Source organism: Staphylococcus sp. TCBT05 (assembly GCF_055179755.1).
This window is the reverse complement of sequence record NZ_JBUQDQ010000040.1, coordinates 72843-93382: the sequence shown is the minus strand read 5'-3', so window position 1 is coordinate 93382 and position 20540 is coordinate 72843. Positions and strand designations below refer to the sequence as shown.

The following is a 20540-nucleotide window of genomic DNA, read 5'->3' as shown; positions in this document are numbered from 1 at the left end:
TTAACACGTTTTTTTGAACCAACGATTATCGTTGTGTTCGGAATTAACGTTGACATATTGCAATTCAGTTTTCAATGTTCATTAATGTATATATGGAGCGGGTGATGGGAATCGAACCCACAACATCAGCTTGGAAGGCTGAGGTTTTGCCATTAAACTACACCCGCAAATTTATAGTGTTAATATATTATTAAGAAGTTATTTGATGCGGCCGAGAGGATTTGAACCTCCACGGGATTACTCCCACTAGGCCCTCAACCTAGCGCGTCTGCCATTCCGCCACGACCGCTTGGCAAAACGGTTCTCTTAAAGTTACAAATATTATTGTAATCTATTTGTAATGCTTTGTCAACAACTTTTTAAATTTGCTTTAACAATGTTTAAGATTTATTAATGTTGTTACTTATTATTTTCGCAACGTTTAATATCTTATAACATATACAAACTATCGTCAACATTTCCACCGAAGAAAATATTGAAATTTGACACTAACTCAAAATATTTTCTCTATTTATTACTATTATCTATAATAACTTGCCTAATAATACTAAAAAACACCATTATCGATATTCCGATAATGGTGTTCTTATAATACACTATTTGTTATTTAACATATTTCAATTAATTTTCCACTACAAACGCCACAAACCATCTTTTGAGTATTTACTTTGCGAATCCTTTTAAACTCTGTGCCGCAATGATTACATTGATAAACATGCTTTACACGATCTTCATAATTTGTAATTGCAGAACAATATCTTGGTGCGCCAGTTATCCTACTCAATTCTTTAAAATCTTTATCTCTGTGTTGATAACCTTTACCTTCAAGGTGCAAATGATAATGACATAATTCATGTTTGATAATATCAATCACTGCCTTAGTACCATACGTTTCAAATTGCTTATTATTGACTTCTATATTATGTGACTTAAGTAAATAACGACCGCCCGTTGTTCGCAATCGATTATTAAAATAGGCTTTATGCTTAAATTTTTTATTGAACAAATTCTCAGAAATGCTTTCAGTTAACCTTTGCAATTCTTTATTATTCAACTGGATCAATCATCGTTAATGAAACTTTTCCTTTCTTCTCATCAATATCTAATATCCATACATCTACAATATCACCAACACTCACTATATCCATTGGATTTTTAACAAATTTCTTCGATAGTTTAGATACATGTACTAAGCCATCTTGTTTGACTCCTATATCAACAAACGCCCCAAAGTCCACAACATTTCTCACTGTACCACTTAATTTCATATTTTTGGATAAGTCCTCGATAGAAAGCACATCAGATTTTAGAATTGGTGTTTCATAAGCATCACGTGGATCTCTGTTAGGTGCAATAAGTGATTTAGTTATGTCTTCTAATGTTGGTTCTCCAATGTTTAGCCGAGTAGCAATTTCTGCAATATCAATTTTATTTATTGCTTCTTTCAAATTATCTGTTCCTAAATCATCTGTTGATAAATTTAGTTCATTTAAAAGTTGATAAGTCACTTCATAACTCTCTGGATGTATAGATGTATTATCAAGTGGCTCTTGACCATCGACTATTCTTAAAAAACCAATACTTTGTTCAAATGTTTTAGCACCTAATCTTTTAACTTTAGCTATTTCTTTATTATGTTTGATAGCTCCATTTTCTTCGCGATAGTCTATAATATTTTGTGCGATTGAAGCAGACAATCCAGAAACATATTGTAATAATGATTTTGAAGCTGTATTAACATCAACCCCAACTTGGTTAACTGCTGTTTCTACTACAAATGTTAAAGCACCTTCTAATTGTTTTTGGTTTACATCATGTTGATATTGACCTACACCAATTGACTTTGGATCAATTTTAACTAATTCGCTTAATGGATCTTGCACACGTCTACCGATTGATACAGCACTTCTTTCTTCAACCTGAAAGTCAGGAAACTCAGATCTAGCAATTTCTGATGCTGAATATACTGATGCACCCGCTTCATTAACAATGATAAATTGTACATTTAAGTTGTGTGTTTGAATCATGTTGGCAACAAACTGTTCTGTTTCACGACTAGCTGTCCCATTACCAATTGCGATTAATTCTACATCATAGTCTTTTATATATTTTAAAAATGTTTTCTCTGCAGCTTCTACTTTATTTACTGGCGGATGAGGATACATTACGCCTTTAGCAATAAATGTTCCGAAAGGATTAATCACAGCAAGTTTACAACCTGTTCTAAATGCTGGATCTACACCAAGAATTTGCTTACCTTTCATCGGTGGTTGTAATAACAAGTTTCTTAAGTTTTCGCTGAAGACGTCTATTGCATGCGCTTCTGCTTTCTCTGTCAAATCACCTCTAATTTCTCTTTCAATTGAAGGCATTATCAATCTCTTCAAACTATCTTTAACAGCATCTACAATAAATTCTGTACCTTCATGCTCTGCTGTCACTTCATATTTACGGATATAGTTTTCAATTCCAGTTATATCCATTTCTAGTTTAACGGAAATTACTTTCTCTTTTTCTCCTCGATTAATTGCTAACACACGATGATTCGCTATTTTTTTAATCGGTTCTGAATAATCATAGTACATACTAAAAATTTCTTTTTCATCTTCAGCATTTTTCTTTTTCTGAGTTACCAATTGACCATACATATATGTATCTTTTAAGATTTTCTTTCTATATTTAGGTTCATCCGATATATGCTCAGCGATAATATCTTGAGCACCTTGTATCGCTGCGCTAGTATCTTTAACTTCCTCATTTATAAATTGTTGTGCTTTACTCTCAATCGATTCAGTCAATTTTGGTTGCTTTAACCAAATCGCTAATGGTTCTAAACCTTTTCTTTTAGCTTCAGTAGCTCTTGTTTTTTTCTTTTGTTTAAAAGGTCTATACAAATCTTCAACACGTTGTAATTTCGTTTGTTTTAAAATATCTTGCTTTAATTCGTTTGTAAGTAAACCTTGTTCATTAATATTATTAATTACTTCTTCTTTTCTTTTCTGAAGATTAACCATATATTGATATTCATCATCAATTTGTTTAATTTCTACTTCATCTAAACCGCCAGTTTGTTCTTTACGGTAACGTGCAATAAAAGGCACCGTATTTTTATCTTCTAATAATGACAACACCGCATTAATTTGTTGTGTTGTAAAATTATATTTTTCTCTAATAGATTGTATTAAGTTGCTATCCATAGTGTCCTCCAATTGTTACATTTTTACGCTTATCTTTATTTTAACACATACTGTATACTACTAAGTTTGTTAACTATAAACCAAAATACTTTAGATGTATTTTACATAAAAAAGAGACAGTGATTCCCTAGATAAAGGTTACTGTCTCTTTTAATTATCATTTATTTGCAGCATCTTGTAACTTTTTAATTGCTGTACGCTGTAGTCTAGAAACATGCATTTGGCTCAAACCAATTCTCTCACCTGTTTCCTTTTGACTCAGTCCTTCAATAAATGTACATTGAATGATTTGTCTTTCACGTTCAGAAAGAATAGGAAGTATTTTTTCTAATATCATGCGTTTTTCTGTTAGATCATAATTATCATCTTGTTGACCCATAATATCGAGTAATGTGACAGTAGAACCATCTTTGTCAGCTTCTATTGAATGGTCAACACTTAAAGCGTTATAGCTTTGTCCCATTTCCATAGCTTCCAATACTTCTTCTTCATTTACTTCCAATCGATCTGCTATTTCTTCAATTGAAGGTGAACGTTCTAACTCATTTGTTAGTTCATCGCTCACTTTTTTTATACGCGGCCCTATTTCTTTTATTCTTCTAGGCACATGTACACTCCATGTTTTATCACGTAAATAACGCTTGATCTCACCAATAACTGTCGGTACTAAAAAAGCTTCAAATTTCCTGTCAAATGACAGGTCAAATCGATTGATAGCTCCTATTAATCCAACCATACCAACCTGAACAAGGTCTTCGTGATGAGATTGACCTTTAGAATATTTATATGCCAATGATTCAATCAACTTTCTATAATGCTTGACTAATTTATCTTGCGCATCAGTGTGTTCATTATTTTGTTGTTCTTTAATCCATTGGTTTATTTGTTCAGGTGATACATCATTAACTGATTTCGACTCTTTCGCCATTATTTCGCACCTGCTCTTTTTTAATATACTTTATCATACTGATTGTTACACCTGATTGTTTATCGACTGTAACTTCATCCATTAAAGATTCAATTAAAAATAGACCCAGACCACCTTCTCTTAAGAAATCAATATTCTCATCTTCCTTATATGGTCCCAATTTTTCTTTTGTTTCTTCATAATCAAAGCTATCACCTTGATCAGATATAACAATTTTAATTTTGTCGTCAAAGATTTCAAAACATAGGTTAATCATGCCTACGTTATCTGGGTTGTCTTTATATGCATGTTTAACTGCATTAGTTACAGCTTCACTTACGGCAATTTTTGCATCTTCAATATCGTCATATGATGCGCCAGCTCTTGAAAACACTCCAGACAATGTTAGTCGAATTAAACTGACATACTCTGCAGATGCTGGCAAGCGCATTTCAATATAATCTTGTTTTTGTTGCACGTTATTCAACCTCCGTTCCTTCATTAACATGCATCAAATCTTTCAAACCAGTTATATCAAAAAGTCGACTTATACGATCTGAAACACCTAATATATATAGTTCTTTATCGTGTTGGTTTAACGCTTTTAGCGTTCCAACAAATAATCCTAATCCTGTTGAATCCATATAACTCACATTTTCTAAATTTACATGTATATCATGAGTTCCTTCTTGTCGCATCGGCACTAAGACTTCTTCTAATTCTGGAACAGTATAAACGTCTAGTTCTCCTCCAACTTTTACCTCATAATATGTATCATGAGTTACTGTTTCAATATTAAGATTCATAACATTACACTCCTAATTATAGTCTAATTCCTAATTTTTATACCCTTTAAACGCAAAACTAACCTAGTCTATTAAAAACTAATTCACTCTTTTTATAATTAATATCGTTAAATCGTCTCGCTTCTCTGGTTTTTGAACTTTTAAAATCGCTTCATATAATAACTGTACGATATCCTGTGGATGCATATGTTTGTATTTATGAATCATATTTAAAAGAATTTCTGTATCCACAAAATCTCCTGATTCATTTCGCACCTCGGTGACGCCATCGGTAAAGATGATTACAAGGTCATCCAAATAAATAGGTATTTCTTGTTGTTTATATCTCGTTTGTTGATTAACACCTAGCACGCGACCACGCACACTTATTTCTTCAAATTCTTCAGTTTCCGCTCGATATATGTAGCCAGGTTCATGTCCTGCCGAACTGCAATATAATAAATGATTTAATTCTTCATATAAGCCATAAAACATCGTCACAAACATATTTTGATTTACATTTTTTTCGACAACACGGTTCAATCTCTTTAAACCATCACTTGGTAATTGTGAATGACCATATGAGTCCATACCAAATTTAATCATACTCATCGCTAGCGCTGCAGGTATACCTTTACCGATAACATCGGCAACAGCAAAACTCATCGTACCATCTTTATGATCAATCAAGTTAAAATAATCGCCACTTACTTTTTGAGCAGCTACTGAAATGACCCCAATTTGTATGCTATCAAACTGAGGTATATCCGTCTTTAACATGGTTTGTTGAAGTCTTGAAGCTAAATCAATTTCTTTATCATGATATTGTAATCGATCAACGAGTCTTTGATAATCTCTATAATTATATCCGAAGCCTCTAACAACTTCTTTAAGCACATTGAATGTTTCTAAAATTTGAGTTTCACTTAATTCCAACTTTTTAACATAGTCTTTATGAATTTGTACGATGTCTTCAGGCAAAAGATCTTTTTTTATGATTTCATTTGTGAAGACTTCCGTCTTTTTTAGTAATTCAGTACTATCTGTTGTATGTAAACTCTCATCAATTAGCGCTTTATATTGATTTTTGAATTCTTCCACGTGGTAATTCCTCCTCAAAATGCAAATATAAATCGCATACATCGCCTTTTAACATATCTAAAAAGTAATTATGTATGTATAACTCTTAAATACATCGATATTTAATTATTTATTATAAATCATCCGAATATATTATCACAAACATATCAGTTTATTTTTTTAATATTTTATTTATAAATAAGTAATAAAAAAGCTTTAGGATAACCTAAAGCTTTTAAACTTTGACATCCTTTCATAAGTCATATCTACAATAATTTAAATATGCAATCTGAAAGATTACATTTATTCTTACAATTAAGTGTTTATTGCATTCTATAGAGACTAGATGTCTATACTTCATTATTTTGTTGACTTATTTAATAAACTTATTATAACTAAGGCTTGTGGTTTCTTACATTATGTAGGCCTAAGCTAATGTCAATGGCATAATTAACTTCTTTCATCTTCTCTTCAGATAGATATGTTAACTTTTCCTTTAACCTTTTCTTGTCTAAAGTTCTTATTTGCTCAAGCAAAATCACCGAATCTTTATCAAGTTTATATTTACTTTTTTCTATTTCTACATGTGTAGGTATTTTAGCTTTATTTATCCTACCTGTAATTGCCGCAACAATTACGGTAGGACTATATTTATTTCCAGTATCATTCTGTATGATAACTACAGGTCTAATTCCCCCTTGTTCAGACCCTTGAACTGGTGATAAATCAGCTAAATAGACGTCTCCTCTTCTCATCATTCATTGTTATTCTTAGAGCTGATATAAATTTCATTGCAATCACAAGCTTCACATTCAAATGGAAAAGCTTCTGCTGCAAGGGAGAGGTTTAAATCGGCCATCTGAGAATAACCTTCTTTTAGTAGTTGTTCTATGCTATTATGATTTCTGCTTTGCGTGATACTTACCATGAATAAAGACCTCCATGTGACTAAAAATAGAATATATTATGTTTACTTGTTAGATATATAATAACAAATTTTAAATACAGTGACTATACTATTTTAGTAATTCATTATTTATTTCTACGACTTCAGTCCCATGATATATTCGTGGCAATCTTCTATTTAAGTTACAAAGCACCTCATAATTAATTGTATGTTGTTGTCGTGCCAATGCTTCAGCTGATTGTGGTGTATCTACATGATGATCCATTAAAATCACCTTATCTCCTACTTTAATTTCGGCTGGCACTTTAATGATAATTTGATCCATGCAAACTTTTCCAATAACTTCACACTGATGACCATTTACATTGACATATGCCCCAGACATTAACCTTGGATAACCATCTGCATATCCTACAGGGATAATTCCAATTTCAGTAGGTTCTGTAGCAGTATATATACTGCCATAACTCACCGATTCTCCTGGTTGCAATACTTTTCGCTGTACTACCTCACTAATCCATTGCGCACTCGGTTTCAAATGTACTTTAACATTATCTTTGACATAATGAGATGGATAATAACCATATAGTGATATACCAATTCTAACCGCATTACAAAATTGGGTGTCTTTCATTAATGCACCTGCTGAATTTTGAGAGTGAATAAATTCTGGTTTACGGGCTTGGTTAACCATTTCCTCAAACAGATTTTGTTGTTGATTCATAGAGTCTCCTGGTTCATCTGCACAAGCAAAATGAGTAAATACCCCTTCAAAAATTAAGTGTTCATGGGCATCAATCGTTTCAATAATCTCCTTATATTCTGATACGTCTTTCACACCTAATCTGCCCATACCTGTATCAAGCTTAACATGGAACCATTGATCCTTTTCATTTTCTTCTGGAAGGTTTGTTATGACTTCATCTAGCCATGATTTTGAAGGCACTGTTACAGCAATTCGATGTTGTAATGCTTTATTAATATCCGCAGTCGGAATAACGCCAAGCACGAGTAATTTAGCATTGATACCATGCATACGTAATTCAATTGCTTCATCTAATGTAGCTACTGCAAAAAATTCCGCACCATTTTTCATTAGTTGACGTGCAATCGGTAAACTCCCTAATCCATAGCCATTTGCTTTAACTACTGGGATAACCGTTTTAGTTGGATGTAATTTTTGAAACACTTGAAAATTCGAAACAATTGCATTTAAATCAACATTCACATAGGTTGATCTATAATACTTATCGGACATAAAGCATTAACCTCCTGTTTTGATAAAATAAAATTTCCTACATATATTAAATCAATTTTATAACAAGCTTGATGAGATATCCAAATTAAAAATACTAACTTTTTATTTTTTTTCGAGTATCACTTGGCTCATAGCATAATGCTCTGTATGCGTTATACTAACATGAACATGAAAACCGTCATATGCAATGGTTGGTTTCCCAAATTCATCGTTAACACAGTCAATATCATTTAGAGCGATGGTTTTACCGAGTCCAGTACCCAACGCTTTACTAAAGGCTTCTTTACATGCAAACCGCCCTGCTAAAAACTCCATCTTTCTCGGTTCATGACTAAAACTATGAAACGTTGCTTGTTCATTTATAGTCAATACACGCTCAATAAGCTTCTTCTGATGGTGATAAAGTTGAGTGATTCTATCAATCTCAATCAAATCGACACCAATACCATATATCATTTTCACATCACCTATAATATTTTATTGTATTTCTGAATTCATGTTATGTTGTTGCTTTATCATTGCTTTAATTTTGTCTGCTTCTTGAATATCAATTAATTTAATTTCTTTATTTCCACCTGCAGTTGATAACGTTAACGTTGCTAAATTATATTTTCTCATAATCATACCTCTATGAGTATCTACGTTTTGTATTCTAAATAAAGGTATTGCATATCTTTTTTTAAACCATAACCCTTTTTTTATAGTTACTGTCTCATTATCGATTTTATATTCAAAAATTTTATAGTAAATCAATGGTAGAAACACCACACCATAAATGAAAAATAGAACAGATATAATTAACATGAACACTAAAATAATAATACTCACTTTGACTGTAACCCATGATAACCACCATTTATTTACAATAAAAAGTGCAATGGAAATAACAATAAATATACAAAACCATATACCAAAGTTCAAGCGAATCGCCTGTTTACTTGCTTCGGCCATATGTTTATATTGATTCATGCTCTTCCCTCCTTAAGTACCATTCTTTTAATGCCTCTACATGTCCTTGTTTATTATATTTCAAACCTATCTCCTGCTTACCGCTTGCTTTTGCAATAATAAAAACAAAATTCATCAATTGCTTCCTTGCTAGAAACGGATTACGCTTTAATTCCATACCCAATAATTTATCGTGCTTAAAGTAAGTTGTTTTAAAACCGAATAGCTTTGTATTTTTTATAACTAACTCATCTCCATCAAGCGTATAACCTGATTTTTTTATTACAATAATACTATGCAACGCCAATATAGCAATAATAAATAGTGCTAAATAAACTGGCCATACTTGCCAAAAATATGCCACAATTATACTACTGATTAATAGAATTAGAGATTGAATCCAGAAGTATCTATGATAACCACTCCACGGCATCCCTTGTTGAACAGACTGAAATTTCATATTAGGCATTAACGGCTTAATAATTTCATATGCTTTTTGTTGTTTTATAAAGGGTAACACTGTCACATTTCCATTTAATGTCACATCATCTTTATCAAAGTCATCCATATCGCTTGTAATCGTAAAATGTATAGAGGTATAGCCAAACATCTTTCTTAAAAATGATTGTTTTTCTACTACGGCTTGCACTCGATTAATTGGTACTGTAATGTTTTTAACATTAAATAAGCCATATGAAATGTTTAATTGTTGATCACTTTCCGTGACAGTGTAATTAAAGTTTTTAAATATCACAATTATAGTTCCTACTATGTAACTCAACAATAAAATAATACCAACAATAATTAAAACAATTACAAAGATAGCTTGGCTTATATGAGATAATTCACTGTTTAGCCATTCCCATGGTAATTTATCAGAAAGTGAGCCAATGATTGGAGATAATGTTGCAAATGCTACGCCAATTGCACCACTTGTCAGAGCCATTAACAGTAACTCTTTAAATGATAATTTATATAATTGTTGATGTGATGTTTGTTGCTTTGAATCAGAGACATGTTGTTGTGTCGGTTCATTTTGCTCTATTTCTTGATGATTTGCCAGTAAGTTTTGTTGTGCTTGTCGTAACTCACTTTGTATTAAAGTACTTTGTTGCTTCGACACTGTTTCTAAATCAATACCGTCACTTGGCGTTTTGATTTGAATTTTGACTCCGCCTACGATTTGATTAATCAAACTTTGGGATGTATCCATTGATTGGATTCTTCTGATATTTAATTCTTTTCTTTCCTTAGTAAACACGCCGGTATCCAATATAAAGTGATCGTCCTCGATCCAATATCGTGTGTTATATACCTTTACCGCACGAAATAAGAATGAAATTATAAATATAAGCGCAACAATACCTGGATATATGTATGACTTAAAATCCGTAAAATCAAAATTTTTCAAATTAAAAATTAAGAAAATAATGACTAAAATAATATTTTCTTTTATTGCCTGTATTACACCTGTTAAATAAGAAATGGGATGAAGTTTTTGCGGTTTATACATCTGAATCCACTCCTTCTAAATAATTCATAGCTAACGCTTCAAAAGCCAAAGCATCGCTGACGTTCATTAAAGGAAACACTATTTCATGACCAGCAGTTACTATTGTCAACTTAGCTATTCCCCAGCGCTTTAAAAGTGGGTTACTCGCAATTTCCAGAAATTGAATTCGCTCTAACTTAACATATTTAGCTGATTTAAAATAAAATGATTGATTAACTTGTACATAACATTCATTAATACTATAGAACATGTATTTATATTTTATCCAAGGTATAGTGAGCATATAAATAAAACTGATAACGATTAAACCAATAAATACATAAATTAAAAAATGCCACCAGTTAAAGTGTTGCCATAAATAAATCAACGCCAATATGACAACTAAACCTATAAGAAACGAGAGCCCTTCGCATATATATAAATATGTTTTTGCACGCTTAGGACTACGTACAAATTCAGATAACTCTGCCATTGTTACACTCCTTTATATTGTTTTCAATTTATTATAACATAGCAACTTTAATCATCTTAGTAAACAATCATTTTTTAAATTAATGCTAAAACAATTTAATAATATTGCTTATTAATAGCGAATTTACTTCATGTTTTTTAAGGTAAAAACAAAAAAATCATCCCATTATTAATGGGATGATTAAACCTAAAGTTCATATATGGTCATGTTCGTTTTATTTCTTGTGGTCAGCGAAAGTTCGACCTTTCATTGACTTTTTATTATTATTTCGGTCGTTTGAGCGATCGTTTTTCTTCTTATTATAACCGCCTTTTGAACGACGATTTTTGTTATCGAATTTATTACCGCGTTTATTGTTACCACGTTTTGGACCTTTACTTTGTCTGTTTTTACGAGAAAGTGGTTTTTCAAATGTTAATTGTACATCTACATCATCATTTGATTCCACTAATTCTTGTAATAACGCAGCTACTAAGTTAACGTCACTATATTCTTCAATTAATTCTGAAGCAATACGTTGTAATCGTGGTTCACTATCACGTGACATCCATTTTTGGACTTTACCTTTAATATCACTTTCACGCGCTTTTAATACTTCTTTACGATGTGGTGGTCTTAACGCTTGCATTTGACGTTTATTTGTTTGTTCAATTTGACGGATATAATCCATCTCAATTGGATTAACAAATGTAATCGCAATACCTTCTTTACCTGCACGACCAGTACGTCCTATTCTATGTGTATAACTTTCTGTATCTTGAGGAATATCAAAGTTATATACATGACTTACACCAGAAATATCTAATCCTCTTGCAGCTACATCTGTTGCAACTAAAATGTCTAATTGATCGTTTTTGAATTTTTTAAGTACTTCTAAACGTTTAGCTTGTGTAATATCACCATGTAATCCTTCAGCTTTATAACCTTTAGAAATCAATGCACTTGTCAATTCATCTACACGGCGTTTCGTACGGCCGAATACAATAGCAAGCTCTGGTTGATGGACATCTAAGAAATTCGTAAATGTATCAAATTTTTCTAATTCTTTTACAATAGTATAGAACTCTTCAATTTGAGGATTTGAATTTTCATTATTCATCGTTTTAACAATTGATGGTGATTTCATAAATTGTTGAACTAACGTTTGAATTGCTTTAGGCATCGTTGCTGAGAATAGCATTGTTTGACGTTGTGAAGCAGGAATCTTATCCATGATAAATTTCATATCATCGATAAAGCCCATGTTCATCATTTCATCTGCTTCATCTAAGATTAATGTGTGAATATCGTTTGTTTTTAATGTACGACGATTTAAATGGTCAATCACTCGTCCTGGTGTACCAACCACGATTTGAGGGCCTTTTTTAAGTGCTTTGATTTGACGGTCGATCGGCATACCACCAAATACAGTAACGACTTGAACGTTAAGTCCTTTACTAAATTCTTTAATTGATTCGGCTACTTGCATCGCTAACTCTCTTGTAGGAGCTAAGATTAAAGCTTGGACGCCTTCTTTACCCATTACTTTTTCGATTAATGGAATACCAAACGCACCAGTTTTCCCTGTACCTGTTTGTGCTTGGCCAAGAACGTCTTTACCTTCTAAGGCAAGAGGGATACTATCTTTTTGTATAGGTGTGGCCTCAGTAAACCCAATAGATTCTAGGGTTTCAACTACCTTATCCGAGATCCCTAATTCTTTAAAATTTTGCAATATAATTCTCCTTTATTTATCTGTATTTCAATACATATATGTTCACTTAAGTTTCTTCAACTTCTTAATAGTACCACCTCAAGTGTATAATCGCAATAAACCAAATTTCATAATAGAACGTAAATAACTCATAAAAATAAATAATACAATTTTAAAAATGTTGTAAGATATAGGTTGTAAGCGTTTGATTAATATTTTATCGAAGAAGATTATCTTTTGAAAAAAAGTTGTTACTAAAGATGATTTACCAAATAACTGCTACATACAATAGTTTTATTACCTCTATTTTTTAAAAGTCTAATAAGAATATCCTATTATCGAAGTATCACATACTATTTTTACAACAAAAAAGCTAACCGACTTTATACGTGTCGATTAGCTTATCATTATAAAATAGCAAGAAAGACTTAAATTGATATTAAATTAAAACTATTTTAAGGCTTCAACAACCTCTTCTAATTTCATTCCTCTTGAACCTTTGACTAAAATTTTATCTGCTGGTTCTTTATAAGCTTTAAGTTCATTAATCAACGCTTGCTTATCATCGAAGTGTTGTGCTTCTTGAACAAAGCCTTTACCACTATCATGAATATAATTGGCTTCTGTTCCAAATGTAAACAATGCAGTTATCCCTTTGTCAGCTAGATATTGTCCAACCGCTTCATGCATTAATTTACTGTCTGCACCTAACTCTAAGACATCTGCAAGAACAAGCATTTTTCTACCATCCATTCCAGACAACGTATCAATAGCTGCTTTCATACTTGTTGGACTAGCGTTATATGCATCATTGATTAACAATGTTCCATCTGTTAAATGATGTTGTTCCATTCTCATACCCGTTAATTGGACTGCCTTTAAATTATTATAGATTTGATCATAACTTAAATTCAAATGCTTACCAACTGCAATAGCTATGCTCGCATTTTTCATATTATGTTCACCTAAAATAGGTAACTCATAACTTTCAGAACCATTAATTTCAAAGGTAATACCACTATCTTTCACTTCTTTAATTTGGCAAGTTAATTTGTTGTCATTACCTTTACCAATACTGATTTGCTCACAATCAGTCAGTGTTTTCACATGAGGAACAAGTAGAGGTTCATCTCCATCATATATGAAGAGTCCTCCTGACTCTAAACCGATAGCTATTTCTGATTTAGCTTGCGCAATACCTTCGCGTGATCCTAAATCTTGCATGTGAGACTCACCAATATTAGTGATTATAGCAATATCTGGCGTTGCTAAAAGTGATAAGCTTTCAATTTCATGGAAACCTGACATGCCCATTTCTAAAATTGAAATTTCTGTATCAATATCTAATTCCAGTATCGTCAATGGCAAGCCAATTTCATTATTATAATTTCCTTGTGTTTTTTTTACTTTAAATTGAGGTTTTAATACACTTTCAATCATATCTTTAGTTGTCGTCTTACCATTAGATCCAGTTACTGCAATAACTTTTGGATTCACAAAATCCAAATACGCTTTTGCTAACTGTTGTAATGCAACTAATGTATCTTCAACCCAAATGATTGGACCATCAACATCATTATTGTCTAATGGTACACCCTTCTGATAAAAGGCAGCACCTGCACCATCCTTTAAGGCTTGCGGTACAAATTTATGACCATCTACATGTTCACCTTTAAAAGGAATAAATAAATTTTGTTCATTGATTATACGTGAATCAATACTAACACCACGAATCGTATAATCTAGGTATTCATTATCAATTTCACAAGGAATCCAATCTTGGACTTGTTCTAAAGTTACTTCAATCATGATTTATTCGCCTCAATCAATGTTATATTTATTTTGTTGTTTGTCTGCATGCTTTTCTTTAGCTAATTCTATCAATTTCTTAATTAAGTCAGAATATGACAGCCCCATATTTTCCCATAGACTTGGGTACATACTGTATGCTGTAAATCCTGGCATAGCATTCGTTTCATTTATAAAGATTTGGTTATCCTCTGTCACAAAGAAATCTGCACGTAATAACCCAGAACAGTCAGTTGCTTTAAAGGCTTCAACTGCCATGTTTCTCAATGTCATTTGAACTTCTTCATCTAAATCTGCAGGAATATCTAGTTTGATCTTACCATCTTTATATTTCGCTTTATAATCGTAAAATGCTACATCTTTAATTACTTCACCTGGCCATGTTGTTTCAGGGTAGTCATTACCTAATACTGCTACTTCGATTTCTCTAGCTTCGATACCTTGTTCAATCACCAATTTACGGTCAAATTGGAAGGCTTCTTCAATACCTTGCTTTAATTCAGCTTCATTATTACATTTACTGATACCTACACTTGATCCTAGGTTTGCTGGTTTAACAAACACTGGGAATTCTAATTTATCATGCACAAGTTTTAAAATATTGTGTTGATACTTATTATATTCACTTCTTAAAAAGCTCACATACGGTAATTGTGGTAAGCCTCTATGTTCGAATAACTGCTTCATTACAAGCTTATCCATTGAACTAGACGCTGCAAGTACACCATTTCCTACATATGGTAGGTCTAATACTTCAAATAAACCTTGTATCGTTCCATCTTCTCCATTTGGTCCATGTAATAATGGAAATACTGCGCTATATTTTTCTCCAGAACTTCCAACACCTAATAATTGAGAAATTTCGCCTGCAGATATATCAGATAAACGTAAAGTGTCTATGTCAGTAATTGAATCTACAATGTTTTCTTTCTTTTTCCAGTCACCATCATTAGTAATGTATATAATGTCTACTTGATACTGCTCTTTATCAATTGCGTTCAAGACATTTTGTGCTGTCAAAATTGAAACATCATGTTCTGCACTTTTCCCTCCGTATACGATACACACATTTTCCTTAGCCATAATTTTGCCTCCATATACAATTCTTAAACTACATCATATCACGACTTAATAGTCTTTTGCATTTGTTAAGTGGTATAACAATAGATTATTTTTCATTTTATTAAATAGAACTTCATTAAATGTATTGCTCACCATATTTTACCGTTTTATGTGGCTTAAATCTATAATAATTATATTTTGAGACCCCTACTTCTAGCAAAATATTTTAAAATTCGGTAAAATCGACATATGATACATAGATAGAGAAATTTAGCTTTTTAAAGGAGTAGGAAATGAGTAGTACTTCACGTCAATTAAAAAAGAATCATTGGATACGTCGTATAGACTGGAAACTCGTCGCAATTCTCGCTCTATTAGCAATCATAAGTGTATCAATCATACACTCTGCTATGGGCGGCGGGCAATATAGCGCCAATTTCAGTATCAGACAAATTTTGTATTACGTATTCGGTGGGATAATTGCTGGCTTAATTATGCTAATATCGCCTAAGAAGTTGATGAAATATACATACTTATTATATTTCATACTTTGTATTGGTCTATTTATTCTCATTATTATTCCAGAGACACCGTTTACCCCAATCATCAATGGTGCAAAAAGTTGGTATAAATTTGGACCAATCAGCATCCAACCTTCAGAATTTATGAAAGTCGTGTTGATATTAGTTTTAGCCAAATTAATTTCTAAACACAACCAATTTACATTTAATCGCACGATAGAAACAGACTTTAAATTATTATTTAAAATTATTGGTGTTTCTATTATTCCAATGGGCTTAATATTATTACAAAATGACTTAGGAACAACATTAGTCATTTGCGCCATAATTGTAGGTCTAATTATCGTAAGTGGTATTTCTTGGAGAATATTAGCACCCTTGTTTATAGCAATGTTTGTACTAGGCTCTTCGATAATACTTTCTATTATTTATAAACCTTCATTGATAGAAAATGTACTCGGCATTAAGACTTATCAATTGGGTAGAATTAGTTCATGGTTAGATCCTTACACTTATAGCAGTGGTGATGGCTATCATTTAACAGAGTCGTTGAAAGCTATTGGTTCGGGTCAACTTTTTGGAAAGGGCTTCAATCACGGCGAAGTATATATACCAGAGAACCATACAGACTTTATTTTTTCAGTTATTGGTGAAGAATTTGGCTTTATTGGTTCGGTGATATTATTGCTTGTATATTTAGCACTTATTTTCCACCTTATCCGATTAGCTAGTAAAATTGAAATGCCATTTAGTAAACTATTTATTATCGGATATGTAGCATTAATCTTATTCCATGTCTTACAAAATATAGGCATGACAATTCAATTATTACCAATTACTGGTATTCCTTTACCATTTATTAGTTACGGTGGTAGTTCATTATGGAGTCTCATGTGTGGCGTTGGTGTCTTGCTATCAATCACATATCATCAGCCAAAGCAATACGCACCAAGTACAAGTACTGAACAACAATCATTAGCGCGCACGTAAACAAACATGAAAATAGCCATGAGATAATGTATTGATTATCTCATGGCTATTTCTATAAAAAAAACGACGAGAGCGTTGCTCCAATCGTTTTAATAGGTGACTATTTCAATTCGTTAGCGGTTTTAACAGTAGCTGGTAAAGTATGCATCACTTCAAATCTTGATTTGGTCTTCTTAATGTTTACCCCTAATGATGATAATAGTTTAACTACATTTTGAATTTTTTGGTTATCCTTATTCATATCATCACCCCTAACTTTCAAGCTTCTACTTCATATTACCCGATTTATATAACAATTACCACATTATATTCAAATTTTTTTAATTAAATATTGTGATTAGTATAAAAATAGACATAATTAATTAGCTTTAAAGTTAAGTTGTAAAAAATAACCTCATAAACTTTATCCAAAACAATTTTATTATGATTGTTAACTACTATTTATTGTTAATAGTTTACAATACAGTATATCCTAAATCGTAAACTGCTTTTTCTAAATTATTTAAACTTGCAGGTGTTTCAAATTTTATTGTAATGACATGATCATCGGTATCCATTTGGACTGACTTGACACCATCAATTTCAGTCAAAGTCTGATTTAATAATTCTAATTTAGTTTGATCATTTAATTCACTAACTTGTATGGTTTGTGTTTGCACTGCTATTCCCTCTCTAATCTTTCATTAACTTTTGAAATGTAACTAATAATTCTTCCATCGCTTCTTCTTGTTGTCCATGATTGACCTTATCCATAATACAACTCTTCATATGATGGTCTAATAATTTCGTCGCGACACTATTTAAGGCAGAACGCGTTGCTCTAATCTGAGTTAATACATCATCACAATACACATCTTCATCAATCATTCTATTAATTGCGCGCACTTGTCCTTCAATTCGGTTTAATCGTGATTTCAAATTAGATTTTGTTTGCTCTGAATGATGCGCAGTTTCTGTCTCTTTCATAAATATACGCCTCCATTTTTCAATTCAAAAATATATTATACCCCTAATAGGTATAAGTCAAGTGATAAACCTAACTGAGCATGTTACAATAATTAAGACTTTTATAATTTTCAATAAATATTGAGTTAGTGTGGAGGTTTAATATGATAGATATATTTTCTTTAACTTTTTACCATACAAATGTAGTCATTAATGTTATTTTAATTAGTGCATTTATATTAAACCTTATCTTTGCTTTCACAATCATTTTTATGGAACGTCGCTCTGCAGGTTCCATATGGGCATGGATTTTAGTATTACTGCTCTTGCCTATACTCGGTTTCATTATTTATTTACTATTTGGACGTCAAATACAAAGAGAACGTATTTTCTCTTTAGATGAAGAAGACAAAGTCGGTATAGAAATGATTGTAAATGAACAATTAGAAGCTTTGAAAAATGATGAATTTTCAAAAGGTAATCATCAAATTGTTAAGTTTAAAGATATGGTACAAATGCTCCTCTATAACAATGCAGCCTTTTTGACGACTGACAATGATATTCAAGTATTTACTGATGGTAAAGAAAAATTTGATAGTTTAATTAACGATATATATAATGCGAAGGATTATATACATATCCAATATTACATCTTCAGAAATGACGACTTAGGAAAGCGTATACTGACAGCACTAGAGCATAAACTAGATGAAGGTCTTGAAGTGAAAATGCTATATGATGATATGGGATCTAGACGATTATCTATCAAAGACTTTAAAGCATTTCGCAAAAAAGGTGGCCATGTCGAAGCATTTTTCCCTTCAAAATTACCTTTAATTAATCTCCGAATGAATAATAGAAATCACCGTAAAATTGTAATAATTGATGGTCACATTGGCTATGTGGGAGGCTTTAATGTTGGTGATGAGTATCTTGGTTTAAAAAAGAAATTCGGTTATTGGAGAGACACACACTTAAAAATTGTTGGAGATGCAGTTAATGCATTGCAATTAAGATTTATGTTGGACTGGAACGCACAATCTACTAGGGATAATTTGAAGTATGCTGAGAAATATTTTCCAGATGTCGATTCTGGTGGTAGTAAAGGGATTCAAATAGCTTCTAGTGGCCCAGATGAGACATGGGAACAGATTAAATATGGCTATTTAAAAATGATTTCGTCAGCAAAAAAATCAATCTATATACAATCACCATACTTCATTCCCGATCAAGCATTCCTAGATGCTATCAAAATTGCATCTTTAGGTGGCGTTGATGTTAATGTAATGATACCGAATAAGCCAGATCATCCATTTGTCTATTGGGCAACTTATAATAATGTAGCATCTTTACTGGATGCTGGGGTAAATATTTATCAGTATCAACATGGTTTTTTACATTCTAAGACATTAATTATAGATGAAGAAGTAGCCAGTGTAGGTACAGCTAATATGGATCATCGTAGCTTCACTTTAAACTTTGAAGTAAATGCATTTATCTATGATACTGAAATTGCACAATTACTAAAAGATGCATTTGAACATGATTTAAAGGTATCTACCAAATTGACTCAATCTATTTATGATAAACGTGGATTATGGGTTAAATTTAAAGAGAGCATTTCTCAATTATTGTCCCCCATTTTATAGAAATCTGATAATCTAAAGTAGTGATTGAATCATTACTTTAGATTTATTATTTTAAGGAGTGCGTTTAAATGGATTATTTAGAACAAATCAAACATGCTAAAGCTTATATGTATCAGTTTCATAAAAATGATACCACTGGTCATGATGTAGCACATGTCGAACGTGTCTTACATTTAGCAAGGTATATTTCTGACTCGGAACAAATCGGAAGCAAAATCATTATCGAGTTAGCTAGCTTGTTACATGATACTGTAGATGACAAACTTACCAATCAATCTGAGGGGTTAGTAGCATTAACTAATTTTCTGCAACAATTACAACTCACTTCTCATCAACAACAACACATATTACATATCATCAAACATATAAGTTATAAAGATGGCAAAAATAATGCAGTTCAATTATCAATTGAAGGACAAATTGTCAGAGATGCTGATCGATTAGATGCTCTCGGCGCTATCGGTATCGCACGTACATTCCAATTTGCTGGACACTTTGGAGAACCTATGTGGCAAACATCCACAATAGACACAAATGTCGAAAAAGCACAGCAAATACCACATACCAATGATATTATGCATAGTCCTCCATCTGCTATTAAGCATTTTTATGACAAACTATTCAAATTAAAGGATTTAATGCATACGACGACCGCAAAGAAACTAGCAGAAGAAAGACATATTTATATGGAAAATTTTGTTAAACAATTTTTTCAAGAATGGTATTTCTAACTCATTTATAAATACATTCAAAATTAATATATACATCATGCTTCGACACACTTTTTTTATATAATTAAATATA

The 20540-nt window shown here is 31.9% G+C and carries 22 protein-coding genes and 2 tRNA genes; 3 read left to right on the top strand and 21 right to left on the bottom strand.

Annotated features, from left to right (window positions below):
• Positions 1-93: 93 nt before the first annotated feature.
• The 18 genes from ACY191_RS14215 to ACY191_RS14130 all read right to left on the bottom strand — a co-directional run bounded on the left by ACY191_RS14215 (position 94) and on the right by ACY191_RS14130 (position 15652).
• Positions 94-167 (bottom strand) — tRNA-Gly (locus ACY191_RS14215).
• A gap of 39 nt (positions 168-206) precedes the next feature.
• Positions 207-289: transfer RNA gene (locus ACY191_RS14210), tRNA-Leu, on the bottom strand.
• A gap of 318 nt (positions 290-607) precedes the next feature.
• Positions 608-1054 carry a SprT family protein gene (locus ACY191_RS14205; protein WP_042739503.1) on the bottom strand — a complete coding sequence of 149 codons (447 nt, stop codon included), beginning with the start codon at positions 1052-1054 and terminating at the stop codon, positions 608-610.
• Positions 1047-3197 (bottom strand): Tex family protein, encoded by a 2151-nt coding sequence (locus tag ACY191_RS14200; protein WP_229366883.1) that lies wholly within the window; start codon positions 3195-3197, stop codon positions 1047-1049. Before ACY191_RS14200 ends, ACY191_RS14205 begins: the two co-directional genes overlap by 8 nt.
• 157 nt (positions 3198-3354) lie before the next feature.
• Entirely contained in the window at positions 3355-4125 is a 771-nt protein-coding gene (sigB, locus tag ACY191_RS14195) for an RNA polymerase sigma factor SigB (protein ID WP_042739505.1), read from the bottom strand.
• The gene (rsbW, locus tag ACY191_RS14190; protein ID WP_042739506.1) at positions 4100-4582 is read right to left on the bottom strand and encodes an anti-sigma B factor RsbW; all 483 of its coding nucleotides are present in this window, start codon (positions 4580-4582) and stop codon (positions 4100-4102) included. The genes sigB and rsbW overlap by 26 nt, the downstream gene beginning before the upstream one ends.
• 1 nt (position 4583) lies before the next feature.
• The gene (locus ACY191_RS14185) at positions 4584-4910 is read right to left on the bottom strand and encodes an anti-sigma factor antagonist (protein WP_042739507.1); all 327 of its coding nucleotides are present in this window, start codon (positions 4908-4910) and stop codon (positions 4584-4586) included.
• 78 nt (positions 4911-4988) lie between these two features.
• Positions 4989-5990 (bottom strand): SpoIIE family protein phosphatase, encoded by a 1002-nt coding sequence (locus tag ACY191_RS14180; protein ID WP_042739508.1) that lies wholly within the window; start codon positions 5988-5990, stop codon positions 4989-4991.
• 374 nt (positions 5991-6364) lie between these two features.
• Positions 6365-6727: a type II toxin-antitoxin system PemK/MazF family toxin gene (locus ACY191_RS14175; RefSeq protein ID WP_042739509.1), complete on the bottom strand. Its 363-nt coding sequence runs from the start codon at positions 6725-6727 to the stop codon at positions 6365-6367.
• On the bottom strand, positions 6724-6897 hold the full coding sequence (gene mazE, locus ACY191_RS14170) for a type II toxin-antitoxin system antitoxin MazE (protein ID WP_042739510.1): 174 nt from the start codon (positions 6895-6897) through the stop codon (positions 6724-6726). The genes ACY191_RS14175 and mazE overlap by 4 nt, the downstream gene beginning before the upstream one ends.
• 88 nt (positions 6898-6985) lie before the next feature.
• Positions 6986-8134 (bottom strand): alanine racemase, encoded by a 1149-nt coding sequence (gene alr, locus ACY191_RS14165; protein WP_229366884.1) that lies wholly within the window; start codon positions 8132-8134, stop codon positions 6986-6988.
• 102 nt (positions 8135-8236) lie between these two features.
• Entirely contained in the window at positions 8237-8590 is a 354-nt protein-coding gene (gene acpS / locus ACY191_RS14160) for a holo-ACP synthase (protein WP_042739512.1), read from the bottom strand.
• 21 nt (positions 8591-8611) lie between these two features.
• Positions 8612-9103 carry a PH domain-containing protein gene (locus ACY191_RS14155; RefSeq protein WP_042739513.1) on the bottom strand — a complete coding sequence of 164 codons (492 nt, stop codon included), beginning with the start codon at positions 9101-9103 and terminating at the stop codon, positions 8612-8614.
• Positions 9090-10595 carry a PH domain-containing protein gene (locus ACY191_RS14150; RefSeq protein WP_042739514.1) on the bottom strand — a complete coding sequence of 502 codons (1506 nt, stop codon included), beginning with the start codon at positions 10593-10595 and terminating at the stop codon, positions 9090-9092. The genes ACY191_RS14155 and ACY191_RS14150 overlap by 14 nt, the downstream gene beginning before the upstream one ends.
• The gene (locus tag ACY191_RS14145) at positions 10588-11067 is read right to left on the bottom strand and encodes a PH domain-containing protein (RefSeq protein WP_042739515.1); all 480 of its coding nucleotides are present in this window, start codon (positions 11065-11067) and stop codon (positions 10588-10590) included. Before ACY191_RS14145 ends, ACY191_RS14150 begins: the two co-directional genes overlap by 8 nt.
• A gap of 214 nt (positions 11068-11281) precedes the next feature.
• The gene (gene cshA / locus ACY191_RS14140) at positions 11282-12781 is read right to left on the bottom strand and encodes a degradosome RNA helicase CshA (protein WP_042739516.1); all 1500 of its coding nucleotides are present in this window, start codon (positions 12779-12781) and stop codon (positions 11282-11284) included.
• A gap of 429 nt (positions 12782-13210) precedes the next feature.
• Positions 13211-14569 carry a UDP-N-acetylmuramoyl-tripeptide--D-alanyl-D-alanine ligase gene (locus tag ACY191_RS14135; protein ID WP_229366886.1) on the bottom strand — a complete coding sequence of 453 codons (1359 nt, stop codon included), beginning with the start codon at positions 14567-14569 and terminating at the stop codon, positions 13211-13213.
• Positions 14570-14581: 12 nt separating this feature from the next.
• Positions 14582-15652: a D-alanine--D-alanine ligase gene (locus tag ACY191_RS14130; RefSeq protein WP_042739518.1), complete on the bottom strand. Its 1071-nt coding sequence runs from the start codon at positions 15650-15652 to the stop codon at positions 14582-14584.
• Positions 15653-15924: 272 nt separating this feature from the next.
• Between ACY191_RS14130 and ACY191_RS14125 the strand changes: the two genes are divergently transcribed.
• Positions 15925-17142: an FtsW/RodA/SpoVE family cell cycle protein gene (locus tag ACY191_RS14125; RefSeq protein WP_229366887.1), complete on the top strand. Its 1218-nt coding sequence runs from the start codon at positions 15925-15927 to the stop codon at positions 17140-17142.
• A gap of 100 nt (positions 17143-17242) precedes the next feature.
• On the opposite strand, the gene ACY191_RS14120 is transcribed toward ACY191_RS14125, so the two are convergent.
• The 3 genes from ACY191_RS14120 to csoR all read right to left on the bottom strand — a co-directional run bounded on the left by ACY191_RS14120 (position 17243) and on the right by csoR (position 18108).
• Positions 17243-17383: an Lmo0850 family protein gene (locus ACY191_RS14120; protein WP_107512514.1), complete on the bottom strand. Its 141-nt coding sequence runs from the start codon at positions 17381-17383 to the stop codon at positions 17243-17245.
• 214 nt (positions 17384-17597) lie between these two features.
• Positions 17598-17801 (bottom strand): putative copper chaperone CsoZ, encoded by a 204-nt coding sequence (csoZ, locus tag ACY191_RS14115; protein ID WP_229366888.1) that lies wholly within the window; start codon positions 17799-17801, stop codon positions 17598-17600.
• Positions 17802-17814: 13 nt separating this feature from the next.
• The gene (gene csoR / locus ACY191_RS14110) at positions 17815-18108 is read right to left on the bottom strand and encodes a copper-sensing transcriptional repressor CsoR (protein ID WP_229366889.1); all 294 of its coding nucleotides are present in this window, start codon (positions 18106-18108) and stop codon (positions 17815-17817) included.
• Between the two features lie 143 nt (positions 18109-18251).
• Between csoR and cls the strand changes: the two genes are divergently transcribed.
• Together cls and ACY191_RS14100 are read left to right on the top strand one after the other, a co-directional pair.
• Entirely contained in the window at positions 18252-19736 is a 1485-nt protein-coding gene (gene cls / locus ACY191_RS14105) for a cardiolipin synthase (protein WP_042739522.1), read from the top strand.
• A gap of 68 nt (positions 19737-19804) precedes the next feature.
• Complete coding sequence (locus ACY191_RS14100; protein WP_042739523.1) at positions 19805-20467, top strand: HD domain-containing protein; 663 nt, start codon at positions 19805-19807, stop codon at positions 20465-20467.
• The last annotated feature ends 73 nt before the right edge of the window (positions 20468-20540 follow it).